Origin of the sequence: Fibrobacter sp. UWB15 (genome assembly GCF_900177705.1) — a bacterium.
Classification (GTDB): Bacteria; Fibrobacterota; Fibrobacteria; order Fibrobacterales; family Fibrobacteraceae; genus Fibrobacter.
Genome location: NZ_FXBA01000001.1, coordinates 146,060 through 164,170 on the forward strand (window position 1 = coordinate 146,060; position 18,111 = coordinate 164,170).

The 18,111-nt window shown below is 51.4% G+C and carries 15 protein-coding genes; all 15 read left to right on the top strand.

The annotated features are described in order from the left end of the window. Nucleotides 1-25: 25 nt before the first annotated feature. The 15 genes from infB (at nt 26) to murC (ending at nt 18,106) form a co-directional block, all read left to right on the top strand. Nucleotides 26-3,088: a translation initiation factor IF-2 gene (gene infB / locus B9Y58_RS00630; protein ID WP_073053403.1), complete on the top strand. Its 3,063-nt coding sequence runs from the start codon at nt 26-28 to the stop codon at nt 3,086-3,088. A gap of 105 nt (nt 3,089-3,193) precedes the next feature. Next, a complete protein-coding gene (gene rbfA / locus B9Y58_RS00635; RefSeq protein WP_072976600.1) occupies nt 3,194-3,547 on the top strand; it encodes a 30S ribosome-binding factor RbfA in 354 nt (117 codons plus the stop codon). After that, a complete protein-coding gene (gene truB / locus B9Y58_RS00640; RefSeq protein ID WP_073053405.1) occupies nt 3,548-4,453 on the top strand; it encodes a tRNA pseudouridine(55) synthase TruB in 906 nt (301 codons plus the stop codon). Beyond that, nucleotides 4,450-5,367: a riboflavin biosynthesis protein RibF gene (gene ribF / locus B9Y58_RS00645; protein ID WP_073053407.1), complete on the top strand. Its 918-nt coding sequence runs from the start codon at nt 4,450-4,452 to the stop codon at nt 5,365-5,367. Before truB ends, ribF begins: the two co-directional genes overlap by 4 nt. Nucleotides 5,368-5,422: 55 nt before the next feature. Then, on the top strand, nt 5,423-6,832 hold the full coding sequence (locus tag B9Y58_RS00650) for a hypothetical protein (RefSeq protein ID WP_073053409.1): 1,410 nt from the start codon (nt 5,423-5,425) through the stop codon (nt 6,830-6,832). A gap of 3 nt (nt 6,833-6,835) precedes the next feature. Further along, entirely contained in the window at nt 6,836-7,453 is a 618-nt protein-coding gene (locus tag B9Y58_RS00655; RefSeq protein ID WP_143154613.1) for a hypothetical protein, read from the top strand. A gap of 497 nt (nt 7,454-7,950) precedes the next feature. After that, nucleotides 7,951-8,427 (top strand): division/cell wall cluster transcriptional repressor MraZ, encoded by a 477-nt coding sequence (locus B9Y58_RS00660; protein WP_073053412.1) that lies wholly within the window; start codon nt 7,951-7,953, stop codon nt 8,425-8,427. Beyond that, nucleotides 8,414-9,451 carry a 16S rRNA (cytosine(1402)-N(4))-methyltransferase RsmH gene (gene rsmH, locus B9Y58_RS00665; protein ID WP_073053414.1) on the top strand — a complete coding sequence of 346 codons (1,038 nt, stop codon included), beginning with the start codon at nt 8,414-8,416 and terminating at the stop codon, nt 9,449-9,451. Before B9Y58_RS00660 ends, rsmH begins: the two co-directional genes overlap by 14 nt. Beyond that, nucleotides 9,448-9,756: a hypothetical protein gene (locus B9Y58_RS00670; protein WP_073053416.1), complete on the top strand. Its 309-nt coding sequence runs from the start codon at nt 9,448-9,450 to the stop codon at nt 9,754-9,756. The genes rsmH and B9Y58_RS00670 overlap by 4 nt, the downstream gene beginning before the upstream one ends. Further along, nucleotides 9,753-11,651 (top strand): penicillin-binding protein, encoded by a 1,899-nt coding sequence (locus tag B9Y58_RS00675; protein ID WP_073053418.1) that lies wholly within the window; start codon nt 9,753-9,755, stop codon nt 11,649-11,651. The genes B9Y58_RS00670 and B9Y58_RS00675 overlap by 4 nt, the downstream gene beginning before the upstream one ends. Next, nucleotides 11,652-13,091 (top strand): UDP-N-acetylmuramoyl-L-alanyl-D-glutamate--2,6-diaminopimelate ligase, encoded by a 1,440-nt coding sequence (locus B9Y58_RS00680; RefSeq protein ID WP_073053419.1) that lies wholly within the window; start codon nt 11,652-11,654, stop codon nt 13,089-13,091. Further along, nucleotides 13,084-14,466: a UDP-N-acetylmuramoyl-tripeptide--D-alanyl-D-alanine ligase gene (gene murF / locus B9Y58_RS00685; protein WP_073053421.1), complete on the top strand. Its 1,383-nt coding sequence runs from the start codon at nt 13,084-13,086 to the stop codon at nt 14,464-14,466. Before B9Y58_RS00680 ends, murF begins: the two co-directional genes overlap by 8 nt. 15 nt (nt 14,467-14,481) lie before the next feature. Continuing rightward, entirely contained in the window at nt 14,482-15,657 is a 1,176-nt protein-coding gene (locus B9Y58_RS00690) for an FtsW/RodA/SpoVE family cell cycle protein (RefSeq protein WP_073053422.1), read from the top strand. Then, nucleotides 15,654-16,724, top strand: coding sequence for an undecaprenyldiphospho-muramoylpentapeptide beta-N-acetylglucosaminyltransferase (gene murG / locus B9Y58_RS00695; protein ID WP_073053423.1), 1,071 nt, complete (start codon nt 15,654-15,656; stop codon nt 16,722-16,724). The genes B9Y58_RS00690 and murG overlap by 4 nt, the downstream gene beginning before the upstream one ends. Continuing rightward, nucleotides 16,724-18,106, top strand: a complete 1,383-nt coding sequence (gene murC / locus B9Y58_RS00700; protein ID WP_073053424.1) for a UDP-N-acetylmuramate--L-alanine ligase — start codon at nt 16,724-16,726, stop codon at nt 18,104-18,106. Before murG ends, murC begins: the two co-directional genes overlap by 1 nt. The last annotated feature ends 5 nt before the right edge of the window (nt 18,107-18,111 follow it).

Consider the following 18,111-nt stretch of genomic DNA (forward strand, 5'->3'; position numbering starts at 1 on the left):
AAAAAAGGAACATTGGAAGCTATTCATGGCTAATGAAGAACAAATTAAACCAGTAGATTGGGCGAAGGAACACGGAGTCAAGAGTGACCTCGTGATCAAGCTTTTGCGCGAGAACGGTGTCAAGGTTTTGACCCAGGTTTCGAAGGTGAACGCCTCCGAATATGAAAAGATCGAAGCCGCTGTTGACGCTGAACGCCAGAAGGCTGAAGCTCGCAGTAAAAACCTGAAAAAGGCGTCTACCGCCGAAACTTCCAATGCCTCTTCCGACAAGAAGAAGGAATCTTCTTCGACTGGCGACGGCAAGTTGAAGGCCAAGTTAATCAGGACGAAAAAGCCGGCTGCAAAACCGGCCGCCACTCCCGCTGCTGCCCCTGCTGCAAAGCCGGCGGCAGTCGTGAAGCCCGCAGCCCCCAAGGCTGAACCGGTTGCTGCTCCCGCCGCAGCTCCTGCACCGGCTCCTGTTGAAGCTCCCGCAGCCGCTAAGGCTCCCGAGGTGAAGCCCGCCGCAGCACCTGCTGCTCCGAAGGCTCCCGCTGCTCCCGTCGCTGCCGCTGAAAAGCCCGCAGCCCCCAAGGTCGAACCGAAGCCCGCTCCCGCCGCTCCGGCTCCCGCAGAGGTGAAGCCCGCCGCAGCCCCGGCTGCTGTAAAGCCTGCCGCACCTGCAGCACCTGCAGCACCTGCTGCTGCACCGGTCGCTGCCAAGCCTGCCATGGTGACCCCGGGCATGGAACTCAAACAGCCTCCGATGAAGGCCCAGGTGTTCAAACCGGACGAAGCTATTCTCGCTCGTATCAAGAAGTCTCAGCAACAGGCTCAGGCTTCCCGCGGCGGTCACCGCAACGGCGGTGGAAACCAGCAGGGCTATACAGGAACCTTCGGTCGCCTCTCGAACAACAATGGCGACAACCGTAATGGCAACCGTCGCAATGACAACCGTAACGGCAATGGCGGCAACAACGGCGGTCGTACCTTTACGGGTCGCACGGGTGGCTTTACCGGCAACTCGATGCAGGACGCCTTTAACGCTTCCAACAATGCTGCCCAGGGTTTTGGTGGCCAGAATCAGGGTGGCAAGGGTGGCAAGCAGCAGAATGGCCGCCATGGTGGCAACGACAAGAATCGTCGCAATAACGGCAAGGACCGCATGGAGCAACAGAAGGAACTCCAGCAGGAAGCCGTACGCCAGAACGTTTCTCGCGTGATGGCCGACCTTTCCAAGAAGCCTGTCAAGAAAGTTTATCGCAAGGAACATAACGACAATAATTCCGGCGAAGAAAAGAAAATCCTTAAGACTTCGGACTTTATTACCGTGGGCGAACTCGCTGGCCTTATGGACCAGATGCCGGCTCGCGTGATTGCGAAGTGCATGGAAATGGGCATGATGGTGACCATCAACGCCCGCCTGGATTTTGAAACCATCCAGCTTTTGGCCGACGAATTCGGTTACGAAGCTCAGCTGATGGAAGAATACGAAGAAGAAGTGCTCGGCGTGGAAGAAGAATCCTCTGAAAACCTGAAGCCGCGTCACCCGGTGGTGACGGTGATGGGCCACGTTGACCACGGTAAAACTTCTTTGCTCGACTGGATTCGTAAGACCCACGTGGTGTCTGGCGAATCGGGCGGTATTACGCAGCACATCGGTGCATACGAAGTCACGACCAAGCAGGGAAAGGTGACCTTCCTCGATACTCCGGGTCACGAAGCGTTCAGTGCTATGCGTGCTCGCGGTTCTCAGGTGACCGATGTGATCGTGCTGGTGGTGGCTGCCGACTCCATGGTCATGCCGCAGACGGTTGAATCTATTGAACTTGCCAAGCGCGAAAAGGTGCCGATGGTCGTGGCAATCACGAAAATCGACTTGCCGACCGCTAACCCCGACAAGATTCGCGCCCAGCTCGCTGAACGCGGCGTGGAAGTGGAACAGTGGGGTGGTTCTACCAGCTGTATTGAAGTTTCTGCACGTACGGGCCAGGGCATGGACGACCTCCTGGAAACGCTCGCCCTCGAAGCCGAAGTACTTGAACTCAAGGCGAACCCCGATGCTCATGCTCGCGGTGCCGTGGTGGAATCCAAGCTCGACGTGGGTAAGGGTTCTATGGCCACGATCCTCGTGCAGAATGGTACGCTCCATGTGGGTGATCCGTTCGTTTGCGGTATTTATGCCGGTCGTGTGCGAGCCATGTTTAACGAACGCGGCGAACAGATGAAGGAAGCTCCTCCGTCTGCTCCGTGTCAGGTGCTCGGCTTTGACGGTACTCCGCAGGCTGGTGACGACCTGATTGTGGTCGAAGACGAAAAGACCGCACGTGAAATTGCCTCCAAGCGCCGTATGGCTGCCCGTGAACGCGACCTGCGTTCCCGTAACGTCAAGACCTTGGAAGATACCTTCAACGATCGTAAGGAAGGTAAGCTCTCCGAGCTCAACCTCATTGTCAAGGCAGACGTGGGCGGTTCTGCAGAAGCTCTTGCAGCAAGCCTCGAAAAGCTTACCAACAAGGAAGTGCGTGTCAATATCATCCGCAAGGGTGTGGGTACCATTACGGAATCCGATATCCTCTTGGCTACGACCGCACAGGCAATCATTATTTCCTTCCACTTGATGCCGTCGCTTTCTATCCGCGAAATGGCCCAGAAGGAAGGCATCGAAATCCGCAACTACCGCGTGATTTACGACTGTATCGAAGATATCACGAACGCTGTGGAAGGCCTCCTCAAGCCGACTATGCGCGAAGAACTCTCCGGCGAAGCCGAAATCCGTCAGGTGTTCAAGATTCCGAAGATCGGTCTCATCGCAGGCTGTATGGTTACCGACGGCGAAGTCGACCGTACGAGCCATGTGCGCGTGTACCGTAACGGTGTGGAACTCGGTACGACCGTGGTCCAGTCCTTGAAGCGCATGAAGGACGACGTCAAGTCTGTTGCTCGTGGCTTTGAATGCGGTATTGGCCTTAAGGGTTACGAAGACATCAAGGAAGGCGATAGCTTGATCTTCTTCAAGGAAGTCAAGGTTGCCCGTACCCTGAAGGATGTGGCCCGCGAAGAAGCCGAAGAAAAGGCGAAGAAGACCGCGGAAGAGGAAGTTAAGTAGACGGTAGGAAGTAGACTGTAGGAAGGGCTAGTTTGACAGCGAAGCTGTGATTATAAAACTTCTAACTTCCTACTTCCGGCTTCCTACAAAATGCCGAAGGCATAAATGAGTAGAAGAACAGACAGATTGGACGAACAGTTCCGCGAGGAAATCGGCAAGCTCTTGCAGAAGGGCTTGAAGGACCCTCGCGTGAGCAGCCTCGCAAGCATTACGCGCGTGACGATTACCGATGACCTGAGCTACGCAAAGGTGATGGTGTCGGTGATGGGTTCCGACAAGGAAAAGCGTGACTCGCTGATTGGCCTCAAGAATTCCGCTGGGTACATCCGTACGGTTTTGGGCAAGGCGCTCAAGATTAGGAAGATTCCCGAATTGAACTTTGTTCTGGACGAAAACCTGGAACACGCCATGCATATCGAAAGCATTCTGGCCGAACTGAAGCAGAAAGGGGATTTGTAATTGAGCAATTCCGGCTTCGTTCTTTTGGACAAGATTGCTGGTGAAACTTCTTTTAAGGCCCTTTTCCCACTGAAAAGGGTCTTTTCTACGAAGCGAGTAGGCCACGCAGGCACGCTGGATTTGCGTGCCTCGGGCTTGATTATTGCGGCGACTGGCCGCTGCACGCGATTGCTCCCGTTTATTGAAGCCAAGGACAAGTGCTACAGCTTTAGACTGCATTTGGGTTACGAAACCGATACCCTCGAATGGGACGGTGAAGTGGTGGAACAAGGAGAGGCGAAGACCATCTCTCGCGAAGCCCTCGAAGCGATTCTCCCGCAGTTTTCGGGCGATATCGAGCAGATTCCGCCGAAGTATTGTGCCGTAAAAATCAACGGCGTGCGTGCAAGCGACCTCATGGAGCGTGGCCGTAACATTGAACTAAAGCCCCGCAAGATTCGCATTAGCGAACTCAAGGTGATAGGCGAGGGCGAAGTGACGGAAGGCTGCTCCGGCAAGGAATTTGCGACCTTCGACTTGATTTGCGAATGTTCCAAGGGAACCTACATTCGCGCTCTCGGTCGCGATATCGGGCGTGCGCTCGGGACCTACGCCTGCGTATCGCAAATACGCAGATACCGCATCGGCAATGTGACTTTAGATAAGGCGGTGCGTGGCGAGAACCTGACCCGTGAAAACCTGTTGCCGGTCGATGCGGTGCTCGATTTTCCGGTGGTGCGCCTGACGCCGGAACAGGTAGCTGTGATTCGCCAGGGTAATTGGCTCCCTTGGAAAGAGAAAGTCGAGGGCGTAGGCCCTGATGGCCATGTGTTTGCCGCGAACATGCAAGGCGAAGTCTTGAGCCTGTGTTTTTATGAGCCGGGCCGAATCAAGCCGAAATTCTATTTGGGTGAGGATGAAAAATGAAGCGTGCTGTGACGATGGGTAATTTTGACGGATGCCACCTGGGGCACCAGGCGCTTTTCCGCACGCTCAAGGCCGTTGCCGAAGTGAACGGCTTGACGCCTACCGTCATTAGCTTTGAACCGCATTCCAATTACGTGTTGCACACTCCCGGCGATCCGCTACTTTTGACGACTACCGAAGAAAAACGCGAATTCATTGAAAGTCTAGGTCTTGAATTTTTGGTGCTCCCGTTTACGCCCGAAGTGGCGAAGCTCCCGTTCGATGTCTTTGTTCGTCAGGAGCTGATTGAAAAACGCGGCGTTTGTTCCATGTTCTTTGGCCACGACCATTGCTTTGGCGCCGGCGGCAAGGGCAACTACGAAACTATTACGGCTGCCTTCCCGGAACTTTCGACAGCCATGCTTTCGATTGTGCTGCATAAGGGCGAACGCGTGAGTTCTTCCGCTGTGCGAAATGCCTTGCTGAATGGCGATGTGTCTCGTGCGCAGACTTATTTGGGTCGTCCGTATCGTTTGTCTGGAACGATTGTCGAAGGCAAACGCTTGGGGCATACCATCGGATTCCCGACCGCGAATTTGCAGGTGGAAAAGTACAAGTTCTTGCCCAAGCACGGCGTGTATGTGGCAACCGCCCGCCTCCCGGGTGGAGTCGATGCGGATGGTGCACATGATGAACGTTCTTTCCGCGCAGTCGTAAACATTGGCACGCAACCTTCTACGGGTAATCAGCGCTTGGCTATCGAAGCTTACTTGCTCGACTTTAGTGAAGACATTTACGGTCGCCCGATGGTGCTCGACTTGATGGCATACTTGCGCCCTGAACAGAAGTTCCCGAGCTTGGACGATCTGGTGCGCCAGATTGGCATGGATGCCGATACCGCCCGCAATTATAACGGCAATCATTGGGCTGAATAAGCAGATTTAGAGGGATGTAAAAGCTGTTTTAGAAAATAATGTTAAAAAGGTCTGTATGAAAAATATCCTTCAAAAATGCTTGATATTGTTCTTGCTCGCTTACGGTTTTTCAGGTGCAAGTTTCTATTACGAACATTCTGGTAACAGTGATGTTGCTGTCGAAAATGCTCAGCCCAAAATCGAACCCCAAAAGGGCGAATGTCGCATGAGCAATGATGAACTTTCGAATGGTAAACGGAAACTGCTTCAAAAATATAACGAGTGCGTGAACGCCTATTCTGTTAATTCGGTACATGTTCTTTGGTTTAAGGTTTGGGAGGGCGAGTCTGGTGTAGATGAACGTGCGACATGCTTTAGGGAACTCTCTCAGGAAATTATCCGTATGAGTGACTGCGCAGAACAGAGCCTTGACAAAGGGGCTTTAATGTCGCTCGATGAATTTACGGGCTACATGCTGAATTTGGGATTCACGGAATACTTTTTTGGAATTATCCTCAACTATGATTCGTTGAAGTCTTATGAAGCGGAAACCAAAATCGTTGATGAATTCGACATGGAAGATGAAAAGTATTTGTTCAAGGATCGGGATTATTCCGAACTTATTCAAGACATGCCCGTGGATAGAGAAAGCAAGGATGTTGCGTTGCTGTACTTGAATTACCTTAGGTACAAGTATGGCGATTATGGTTGTGAGCAAGTTGCATTCCATTACGAGTGCTCTTTTGATAAAGTTGAAAACGATAAGAAGGCTTTCTTGAACCGTTATCCCGATAGCAAGTATAGTGATTTCGTAAATCAAGTCATCGTTGATTATGAATCAGAACGCTCCCGTATACAAGCTGGAAAACAACATGAAAAAGATTTGAAGACGGCCCAAAGTATTGCGAATGACTTGAAAGAGAGAAAACTTTGGATGGCGTTAAGTTTATTTGGCATGATTGGTTTTCCTCAAACGGATGGTCCAATTTCTATTGATAACGAGTATGATGTCTCTACCATGTATACTTTGGGGCTGAAGTGGCAATACCGGAGATTTTTCCTGCAATACCAATACTATATGGTTCCCGGGACAACATTTGATGATTCCTTTGCCGAAAACGGATTTTTGGTGATGTTGGGTGGATCTATCGGAACTCTTAAAAGTTGGTCGATTGATTTGTTCCTGGGAGTGAATTCTGTGGACACCCATGGTAAATATCTGTATTTGGAAGATTCTGATTTTGAACCTTTGGTCGGCTTGCAGTATAGTAAAGCTATCCAATTGACGGATTGCATTAGTTTGGTTCTTTCGGCACAAGCAGCGTGGACTGGCTTTTATTACCAAGAACTCACTTCTGACAATCGACATAGCGCCCAAGAATTTGCTACGCAGTATCACTTGAATTTCGGCGTGGGAGTTCGCTTTTGGACTCCGAAACCGCGCTCGATGTATGATGAAAAATATTTGGATTTGATTGAGGAATAGTTTATGCGTCAAATGGGCCTAGCGTTTGCATTTGCGGTGTTGTTCCTTGTGGGGTGTTCCGGTAAACATTCCATGGTGGACCCGGAATGGAAAAATGCTCCAGATTCATACACAGTGCTTGTGAGCAGACCATTTGTTGGAAATCCTGACGATGTGGCCGATGACCTTCCGGAATACACATCAAATTTTGAAGAGTGGTTTAGCGCAGAAATTGCGACGGCACTTGAAAAAAGAACCGAAAAAAAGCCTTCTGTTAAGGTCGAACTCGATGAGAATTTTAATTTGGTTCCACTGGAATTTGGAAAAGAAACTTTTTTACAGACTCCGATTCCGAATTTGGATCGTATCAGCGGTCTTCACGGTGTAGTTATTAGTATACACCCAATCAAGTTCAAACGTAAGACGGAAAAACATTACAGTGCGACAGGAACAACCGCTAATCATTGGTTAGTGGTGAATGGCACATATAGTATTGTTTCGGCAGATGAAGAAAAGATTCTCGCCTATGGATTGTGCTATGGAATATCGAGCTTCAAGTTTGCGATGACCAAGGGAGACTGGGAAAACGTTGTAGATGACCTTGCGAAAACGGTAATTCAAGACACTCCGCTCGAAAAATAGCGATAACAGCGTTCAATCCAGCTTGACTTTTCGCTAACGCAGAAAAAAAACTGTTTCTATAACGCGTAGCGCACATCTAGCAAGAGCGACTCATGTACACACCATTTTCATGACTCAAGCGGACTTTCAAACCGAGTCCTCCATCTAGCAGGCCTGTATGCAGAAAGAATCGGCACCTGGATTCACTCCATGCAGATTCTGACGTTTTTGCGGCAAAGCTTGAGACTGAAAAAAACAACAAACAAACCAAGACCGTCTTTAACTAATTCATCACACCCAAAATAGATAATCTTTCAACAAAGCGTGTTCTAGGTTGAAAGACAAGTGTTGAATCTTTTTTTTTGTGTAGTGAACTTATGTTCACTATTTTTTTATTGAACCTCGGATCGAAGTATGCTTTTTGTATGCTTTCGGGTTGAAAATGTCTGCTCTATCTTGCCAAAGTGGTAGAAAATGGTAGATTTGTACTGTGTTGTGGTAAAATGTGTCAAACTAGTATGAACTTTACGTCTTTCATAGGTCAAGCCCAAACGGCTATCGATGGAAAGGGAAGGTCTTCCTTCCCCAGGGAATTCCGTCGTCAGCTCGGGCCAACCGAGGGCGAAGAATTCGTGATCACTCGTGGTCCGAATCAAACGCTTCGGTTGTTTACCTTGCCGGAATACGAAAAGTTCATGGCGGACTTGGACTGCCGGTCCGACCGCCGTCAAGCTGACCTAGTTCGGAGAGGCCTCGCTCCTACGGTAGTGGAGCTCGATGGTCAGAACCGCATTTTACTTCCAAAGATTTTGTTGGAGTATGCTGGTCTTAAGGGTGAAGTCCTTTACGTACAAGCTAGCGGAAAAACTCTTGAACTATGGAATCCTGAACGCTTCAATGAAAAGTTCGGCTTGCAGACTGAAGATGCAATTGCCGCCTTCGATGCCGCGTTCTATGGTGAAAGCTTGACGGAGGGGTCCGATGGCCGTAAATAGCCTCCGCAAGAATGAATTACATACAAATGAAATTTTGGACGGCCGCGCTACGGCTGCTCATTCCGAAGCAGCCCTTGCCGGCGTCGAAAACGGCGTGTTCTATCACGATCCGGTGATGCTTGCGGAATGCCTTGAAGGCTTGAACATCAAGCCGAACGGAACTTATTGCGACTGCACCCTGGGCGGTGGCGGACATTCTTACGCTATTGCGAACAAATTAGATGAAAATGGAACGCTTCACGCCTTTGACCGCGATGAAGAAGCCGTTGCCTTTGCTACAAAGCGCCTTGCCGGTGTGAAGCCCAAGTTCGTTGTGCATCCGGTTCGCTTTGGTGAACTGGGTAAAGAAATTGTGCCGAATACCTTGGACGGCATTCTCTACGATTTGGGCATTAGCAGCCATCAGGTAGATGCCTCGGACCGCGGCTTTACTTTTGTGGGCGACAATCCGCTGGATTTGCGCATGGACCGCCGCGAAGGTGTTTCTGCGCAGGAATGGCTCAAGACGGTAGATGCCGATACGCTTGCAGCCGCACTCCGCAAGAATGCCGATATGGATCGCGGCTTCAAGCTTGCGACCCGCCTCGTTGAAATGGCTGCCTCCAAGGGTGACCAGGAAATTTTGCCTTCTGACGTGAAGGCTGTGGTGGAATCGGTGTTCCCCGACAAGAGGCGCGAAGTGAACGGCCTTTTGGCCCGCGTGTTCCAGGCGATTCGCATGGAAGTGAACGGCGAACTCAAGGAAATCGAAGATAGTCTGCGCGCTGCCGTGGACTGCCTCAAGGTAGGTGGCCGTCTGGTGGTGATGAGTTACCATTCCGTGGAAGACCGTTGCGTCAAGGAAACGGCCGCTGAATTTGAAAAGGCCTGCGTTTGCCCCGAACACTTGCCTGTGTGCACGTGCGGTGGCAATCACCAGCGCCTTAAGAAGGTGAATCGCAAGCCGATTTTGCCTTCTAACGAAGAAATTGCAAAGAACAGCAGGGCTCGCTCTGCAAAGCTTAGGGTATACGAACGGGTATGAGCGAAAAAAATCAAAAATCCCTGTTCAACTCTAACCGCACCATTGTGTGGGTGTTCATTGGCGCCGTGTCGGTGGCCGGCCTTTTGCTGATTTTGCCTTTGTATATGCAGAACTGCCTTACCAAGCTTTATTCCAAGTCCAATGAACTGGCCTACGAGATTGGCCAGCTGCAGCGTGAAAGGACCCTGCAGGAACTTGAAATCAACAAGTTGTCTTCACTTGAAAACTTGGCTGGCTTTGCTGACAGTGTTGGTCTTGACTTGAATGGCGTGCCCACCAAGGTGCGCGTGACGGGGGCTCCATGAATATTGTGAATATGGATGCTCTGTCGGTTGCAAAGATGATTGTGCTGGGCGCTATTGGCGTTCTGGCATGGCAGACCTTTAACATTCAGGTGCTGAACCGCGAAGTGTACCAGAAGGAAACCAAGGACCAGACGACACGTACTAGGAATATTTACGCCGAACGCGGCGAAATCCTGGACAGGAATGGTGTGGTTTTTGCAAAGAACTTGCGTGATACCGGCAAGGCTGAAGATTATAGCCGCATTTTCTTGCAGGGTAAGCTTGCCTCCCAGATTGTGGGCAAGGTGAATTACGATGGCAAGGGTAGCATGGGCATGGAACGCATGTACGACTTGCGCCTGCGCGGTAATGAAGGATTCCGCGTGGGTGTCAAGGATGCAAGGGAACGCGAAATTTTGGGACGTTCTGAAAACGTGGCCGAAGCCAAACCGGGCAAGAATCTGGTGCTGACGATTGATCGCGACATGCAGGAAATCGTGGAAAAGGCTTTGAAGGATGGCGTGATAGAATTTAGCGCCGCAAGCGCCTCTGCCGTGGTGGTAGACCCCTACACGGGTGAAATTCTGGCCATGGCAAGTTACCCGACATTTGACCCGAACTCCAAAAAGCAGGGTGTGGGCAAAATGGCGAAGAACGACATTGTGGCAATGTCTTATGAACCGGGCTCTACCTTCAAGGTGATTACGGCTGCGGCTGCTCTCGAAAACGGCGTGATGCCTGAAGATACCGTTTTTGTAGATGAAGGTAAGTGCTGGAGTTGGAGCGCCCGTGCCGAACGCATTTGCGATACTCATATCTATGGCGATATGGATATGGCCGAAGCGATGGTTCAGTCTTCGAACATTGTCTATGCGAAGGTTGCCGACAAGGTGGGCGCAGAAAAACTTTATCGCATGGCTCGCAATTTTGGCTTTGGCATGAAGACTTCCGAAAACTTGGCCGGTGAAGAAGCGGGCCGCCTCTACATGCCTTACGAACTTACGCGAGATGACCGTACTCTTAAAACGATGGGCTTTGGCCACGCCGTGTCTGTGACACCGATCCAGATGGTGATGGCTTATGCTGCAATCGCCAATGGGGGCACTTTGATGGAACCCATGATCGTGAAGGAATGGCGCGATTCCGACGGTAACTTGGTCGAAAAGAAGGAACCGGTAAAGGTGCGCCGCGTGATTTCGGAACGTACGGCAGCCTCGATTCGCAAGATGCTGAATCGCGTGGTGAATAGCGGTACGGCAAAGCGCGTTGCAAGCAAGAAGATTCCGGATGTGATTTTTGGCGGAAAGACCGGTACGGCTGAAAAGTATAACCAGGAAACCGGCAAGTACGATCGCGAACACCAGGTGGCATCGTTTATTGGGCTTGCCCCGGTGGAAGATGTGCGCTATGTGTGCATGGTGCTGGTGGACGACCCGAATGCCGACAAACTGTACGGTCATACGGGTGGTGCTACGGCAGGTCCGATTTTCCGTCGTATTATGGAAGGCATTTACTACCATCCGAGACTTTCGCCGGCTTCGCATGAACTTGCCTTTGTGAGCAAGAAGTCGGCTTGCGATGGTGATTATGTGGGAATGCTTGGAGAAACGGCGAAGTCCGTGGCTGCAGGCAAGAAATGCCCGGTGGTTTTTGAAGGCGAAGGTTCTCGCGTGCTGGCGGCGCGTAGGGACATGACCGATTCTGTAGGACTCGTGCTTAAGCTTGGTGAGGTTGATGCCTCCACGATGCCTGACCTGAAGGGCCTTTCGCTGAAAGATGCTCTTGAAATTGCCGGTAACATTCGTATGAACGTGGAATATACTGGTATGGGCCGCGTGGTATCCCAGTCCCCGAAGGTAGGGGAGACACTCCACAAAGGTCAGATTTGCAAGCTTACGCTCAAGGAGAGAGGCTAAATGATTTCTGAAACGTTGATGCAGAAATTGAATGTACAGGGCCTGTGCGACGACTCCCGCCGCGTGAAGGCGAAAGACTTGTTTTTCTCGATGCCGGGTGCAATATCGATCGATAAGTCCGATGAATTTGCTAGAACTGCGGTGGCTGCCGGTGCGGTGGCCGTGGTGAGCGAAACGGTTGCTCCCGAGGGACTGACATCCAAGTGGATACAAGTTGCCGACGTGAAGGCTGCACGCCTTGAAGCGGCGAAGATTTTCTATAAGGACCCGTTTGCAAAGCTTAATGCTCATGCTGTGACGGGTACGAATGGTAAGACAACAAGTGCGTTCCTGATGGATGCGATGCTTTCGGCTGCTGGCCATAAGGTTGCTCTCCTTGGAACAATCAAGAATAAAATTGGCGAAACTTCGGTGCCCGCTACATTAACGACGCCGGGGCTATTGGATCTGTATGCCTTTGCCGCAAAAGCAGTCGAGGCCGGTTGTACGGACTTGGTGATGGAAGCGTCTTCGCATTCCTTGGATCAGGGCCGTATGGCAGGTGTGCTTTACAAGAGTGCCTTGTTTAGCAACCTGACTCAAGATCACCTCGATTACCATAAGACGATGGATGCCTACTTTGAGGCAAAGAAACTTTTGTTTACGCGTTACCTTGCTGATGATGGCGTTGCCGTTATCAATATCGATGATGCGTACGGAAAGAAACTATACGATTCCCTAGCCGGGATAGAAGCGGACCGGAGGGTGGCTGTCTCGCGTCTAGGGGTCGTTAGTGCTCTTGTGAAGCCCGAAGGTGCCGTGCAGAATACCGAAGACGGTCTCAAGATGCTGTTGCCTGCCATTAGTGCAGAACCGTTTGAAACTCCGTTGTGTGGCGACTTTAATGTAGACAACGTGATGCTGGTGCTTGCTTGGGCAAAGGCGATTGGCCTTGCCGAATCTGCCATGCGCAAGGCTTTGGCAGAAGTCCGCGTTCCGGGCCGTTTCGAAAAAGTCTGGAACAAGAATGGTCGCCACGTGATTGTGGACTACGCCCACACTCCCGACGCCCTTGAACGCGTCCTTACGACCGCTCGTAGCCTCTGCCGCGGCAAGCTTTCGTGTGTGTTCGGCTGCGGTGGAGACCGCGACAAGACCAAGCGTCCGATTATGGGGGCGATCGCCGAACGCCTCTCCGATAAGGCCTGGCTCACTTCGGACAATCCGCGTACCGAAAATCCGACGGACATCATCAACGATGTTCGTGCAGGTATGAAGACGGACAAGTTTAGCGTGGTCGAAAAGCGCGAAGAGGCAATAGCCAAGGCTTGTGCGGAACTTAAAGATGGCGACTGGTTGGTGATTGCGGGCAAGGGGCACGAAGACTATCAAATTGTGGGCAAGACCAAACACCATTTTGATGACCGCGAAGAAGCGGTGAAGGCGATGGAAAATGTATAAGCTGGATTTGAAAATCAAGGAACTCCTGGAAATCCTCGAAACCTACTCGGTAGGCGTCGATGGACGTACCAAGAACCGCAAGGTGAATCTCTGCATGGATTCTCGCGAACCTGCCAAAGGTGTTGTGTTTTGGCCGATCAAGGGCGCCCGTTTTGACGCCCACCAGTTTGTAACTCAAATGGAAAAAAATGGAGCATTGATGAGTGTCGTGAACGCTGATGCCGAAGGCATTGAAAACTTCAAGATGTATGCGCCCGTCGACGATACGACGAAAGCGCTCCTCAAGCTCGCCAAGGGCTACCAGAAGAATTTCAAGGTGAAGAAAGTTGCCATTACGGGCAGCAACGGCAAGACCACCACTAAAGAGATGGTGAAGGCCGTTCTTTCGCAGAAGTACAACACGCATGCTACCGCCGGTAACTTCAACAACCACATCGGTGTGCCCATGACGCTGTTCCAGCTCAAGCACAGCCACGAAGCGGCTGTGATCGAAATGGGCACGAGCGGCCCGGATGAAATCCGTCCGCTCTCGCTCGCTGTCGAGCCCGATGTGGCCGTGATTACGAACATTGGTGCCTCTCACCTGGAACGCCTCAAGGATTTGGACGGCGTGTTCGCTGAAAAGAAGACGATTGTCGCTGGCCTCAAGAAGAACGGCGTGCTGATTGTAAACGCTGATGACCCGCGCCTTTGCAAGTGCCGCAGCAATACCAGCTACAAGGTGGTGACTTTCGGCGTAAAACGCGGCATTATCAAGCCCGAAAAGCTCGAATGGAACGAAGACAACTGCGCAACCTTCTTTGTAGACCGCACCAAGTTCACGTTGAACGTGCCGGGCATCCATAACCTCTATAACGCTCTTGCTGCAATCGCCGTCGGCTTGCAGTACAGAGTGCCAAAGGCCGATATCGCCAAGGCTCTTGCGAACTTCCGTTCGACCAATATGCGCATGGAAATCAAGAGCGCAAACGGTTTCAAGATTGTGTCGGACTGCTACAATGCAAACCCGTCTTCGACCAAGATGGCGTTGCAGACTATCGGCAATATGAAGGTGAACCGCCGTATCGCCGTTCTTGGCGATATGTTGGAACTCGGCGCCCAGACCGACGCCCTGCATCAGGAAATGGGTGCTATGGTGCCCGAAATGAATTTCGATATGCTCCTGACCGTGGGCGAAAAGGCAAAACTTTATGTGAAGGGCGCAAAGTCCAAGGGCATGAAGGCTGCTCACCATTTTGCAAACGTTCAGGAACTGATTGACACTCTCACCAAAATCGTGGCTGAAGGCGACGTGCTCTTGATCAAGGGCAGCCGCGGTATGCATATGGAAACTGTGGTGGATGCCATGCTTAAACTCACGAAGGTCAAGGCTTAAGGATATAACGAAGTAATGGAAAACACAGTCGCAAATACCGGCATGAATAAGCTACTCTTGGTAGTAGTATTGCTGCTGATTTGTATTGGTGTGCCTATTGTCTATACGGCATCGGCCCATTTTGCTGTGTCCCATGGACTTCCTGCAGAATACTACCTGCAAAAGCATTTGATCAAGGCTGTGTTCGGTTTGATTCTGATGCTTGGCCTTGCACGATTCCTGGATTACGGTCACTGGGTCTGGCTCGGTCGCATTACCTTCTTTGTAGGCGTAGTCCTTACGGTGGCGGCCCTTGTGGCTGGCCATGGCGTCAAGGGTGCAAACCGTTGGATTTTGGGGATTCAACCTTCTGAAATCATGAAGCTCGGTATGCTCATCTGCATTTGTGGAAAGTTCTCGCAGGCAGGCGATAACATCAAGAGTGTCGCTTGCACCATCATTCAGCCGGGAATCTTCTTTGGCATTACGGCGTTCCTCTTGATTATGCAGCCGAACTACTCGATGCTTATGATGCTTTCGATGGTCGTGATTTGCGTGATGCTCACGGCTGGTGTGAATTACAAGTACCTCGCCATTACGATTGGTGCCGCCATTCCGCCGGGAATTGTCATGCTGCTCATGACAGGACATTCGAGCAAGCGTATTCAGGCGTTTACGGCTGCCGAAGGTGAAATGGCCGCTTCTAACTGGCAGGGAGAACATGCCTTGCTCGCTTTGGGTAACGGTGGATTTTCGGGAACCGGATTCGGCATGGGCGTGCAGAAACTGGGTTACTTGCCCGAAGTTCACAAAGACGTGATTTATGCGGTGGCTGGCGAAGAATTCGGATTCATGGGAACCTTCTTCTTGTTGGCTTTGTATGCGGTTTTGTTTGCGCAGGGCTTCAAAATAGCTCGTCAGTCTTCGACCCGTTTTGGAAAGTACCTGGCGGTGGCTCTTACGTTCTCGCTTTTCTTCAACTTTTTGGTTCACGTCTGCGTCTGTGTGGGACTTTTCCCCACAACGGGCCAACCTCTCCCGTTTATCAGCTTCGGCGGAACCAATTTAATTTACAGCTGCGTGGCAGTGGGAATCCTGTTGAATATTTCGAGACCCAATACGGGCAAGATGATCAAGGAACCGTATATGAGCGGAGCCTCGCTGGAAAGCAGTGCCTACAGAAACTATGAATTTTCAAGGAGTGGCGTATGAAAAAGTTCCTTTTCGTATGTGGCGGTACCGGCGGACATATTTTCCCGGCCGTAGCCATTGCAGATAGCCTTAAGAAAATGGGCGTGACGGACATTACCTTTGCTGGCCGTAAGGATTCTATGGAAGAACGCCTTGTGGCAAAGAATTGGCCCTACGAATATATTTCGGCCGTTCCTCTGCACCGTGGCCCGTTCCTCAAGAATTTGGCGTTGCCTTTCAACTTGTCCAAGGCCTTGGTGCGCGCCAAGAGTGTGATTAAGAAAGTGAAGCCCGACGTTGTCGTTGCAACCGGCGGTTACGTGTCGCTTCCGATCGTGCTTGCCGCAGGCACTGCTGGTATTCCGGTTTATTTGCAGGAACAGAACGCCGTGGCTGGTGTTGCCAACAAGGTGGGTGCACGTTACGCCAAGACGGTCTTTGTGACTTCGGATGAAGCGGCCAAGTATTTCCCCACTGAAAAATGCATGATTTTTGGAAACCCGGTGCGTGAATTGCCTGTGGGTGATTCCTTGCCGCGTCCCGCCGAATTTGCTCCGGGCAAGAAGGCCGTGTTTATTGTGGGCGGCTCCCAGGGTGCAGTAGGTATCAACAACAAGATTGAAGAAAGCGTCAAGGCAATTGCAGCCCGTGACGATGTATCCGTGGTTTGGCAGGTGGGTGTCAAGAACGTGGAATCCATCAGTTCTCGCGTGGGTGAAGTCAAGAACATCGCTATTCGCGGATTCTTGGATGGCATTTACGCCTACATGAAACATGCCGACTTGATTATTAGCCGTGCTGGCGCTTCTGCCTTGGCCGAAATCTTGGCCTTCGGCAAGCCTTCAATCCTTTTGCCGTTCCCGCACGCTACCGCGAATCACCAGGAACATAACGCCCGCGTAGTGGAAAAAGCGGGTGCCGCTTTGGTGGAACTCGATGCCGAAGAAAATCACCTGTGGGAAAAGGTGGAACAGCTTTTGGCTGATGAATCCCGTTTAAATTCCATGGCCCTTGCGGCTAAAAAGCTCGGTATGCCCGATGCTGCCGACCAGATTGCTCGTGTAATCCTCTCTAAGGAGAATGATTAATGCAGATTAATGATTGTAAGCGTGTCCGTAAGCTTCATTTCGTTGGTATCGGTGGCGCCGGCATGTCCGGTATTGCCGAAGTGCTCCACGATAACGGTTTCGTGGTGAGCGGCTCCGATACCGGTGAAAGCCAAGTGATTGATTACCTGAAGGGCCTTGGCATTAAGGTTTTCTCGAAGCACGAAGCCTCTAATGTGGAAGATACGGACTTGGTGGTTTATTCTTCTGCGGTTCCGCACGATAACCCGGAACTTGTTGAAGCTCGTAACCGCCACATTCCGGTGATTCGCCGCGCCGAAATGCTGGGCGAACTCATGCGCATGAAGTACACGCTTTCGATTGCTGGCACTCACGGCAAGACCACGACCACCTCTATCGTGGGTCAAATTTGGGAAGAGGCCGGCCTTGACCCGACCATTATCGTGGGCGGTGTTGTCAAGGGTAAAGGCTCGGGCGCTAAGGTCGGTAAGGGTGATTACCTGATTGCCGAAAGTGACGAATTTGACCGCAGCTTCCTTTCGATGATGCCGTCTTCTGCAATCATCACAAACATTGACGCAGACCACTTGGATACCTACGAAAACATTGAAGACATCAAGGATGCCTTCGTGCAGTTCGCGAACAAGATTCCGTTCTACGGCCAGGTGATTGTCTGCTTGGACGATCCGAATGTGCAGCAGATTTTGGCACGCCTCAAGAAACCGGTGATTACTTACGGTTTTTCGCGCCAAGCTAAGTACCGCGTAGACAATCTGCGTTTTGAAAAGGGTTACCCTGTATTTGAAATTTTGAACGACGGCGAAAGCTTGGGCGAATTCAAGCTCCAGATTCCGGGCCGTCACAACGTGCTGAATGCAACCGCTGCTGTGGCCCTCGCTATTGAAGAAGGTATTTCTGCCGATATCGCCCGCAAGGCCTGCGCCGAATTCGAAGGCGTCAAGCGCCGCTTCGAATTCATCGGCGAAAAGAACGATGTTCTTGTCTTTGATGACTACGCTCATCATCCGACCGAAGCAACAGCTACTTTGCTTGGCTTCCGCGATGCTTTCCCGGACCGCCGCATTATCGTTGCCTTCCAGCCGCACTTGTTTACGCGTACCCGCGACCAGCATGATGCCTTTGGCGGTGCCTTTGCAAACTGCGATGTGCTCTTGGTAACTGACATTTACGCTTCCCGCGAAAAGCCGATTGAAGGCGTGACGGGCGCGCTTGTGTCGAACAGTGCTTCGGACCGCGGCCACCGTGATTCCCGCTTTGTAGGCGATCAGATGAACCTGCTGCCGATTCTCAAGAAGGAATTGCAGCCGGGCGATGTGGTGGTGCTCATGGGCGCTGGCAACATCTGGAAGCTTGGTGAAAGAATCCTGAAGGAATGCCTGTAGGAATA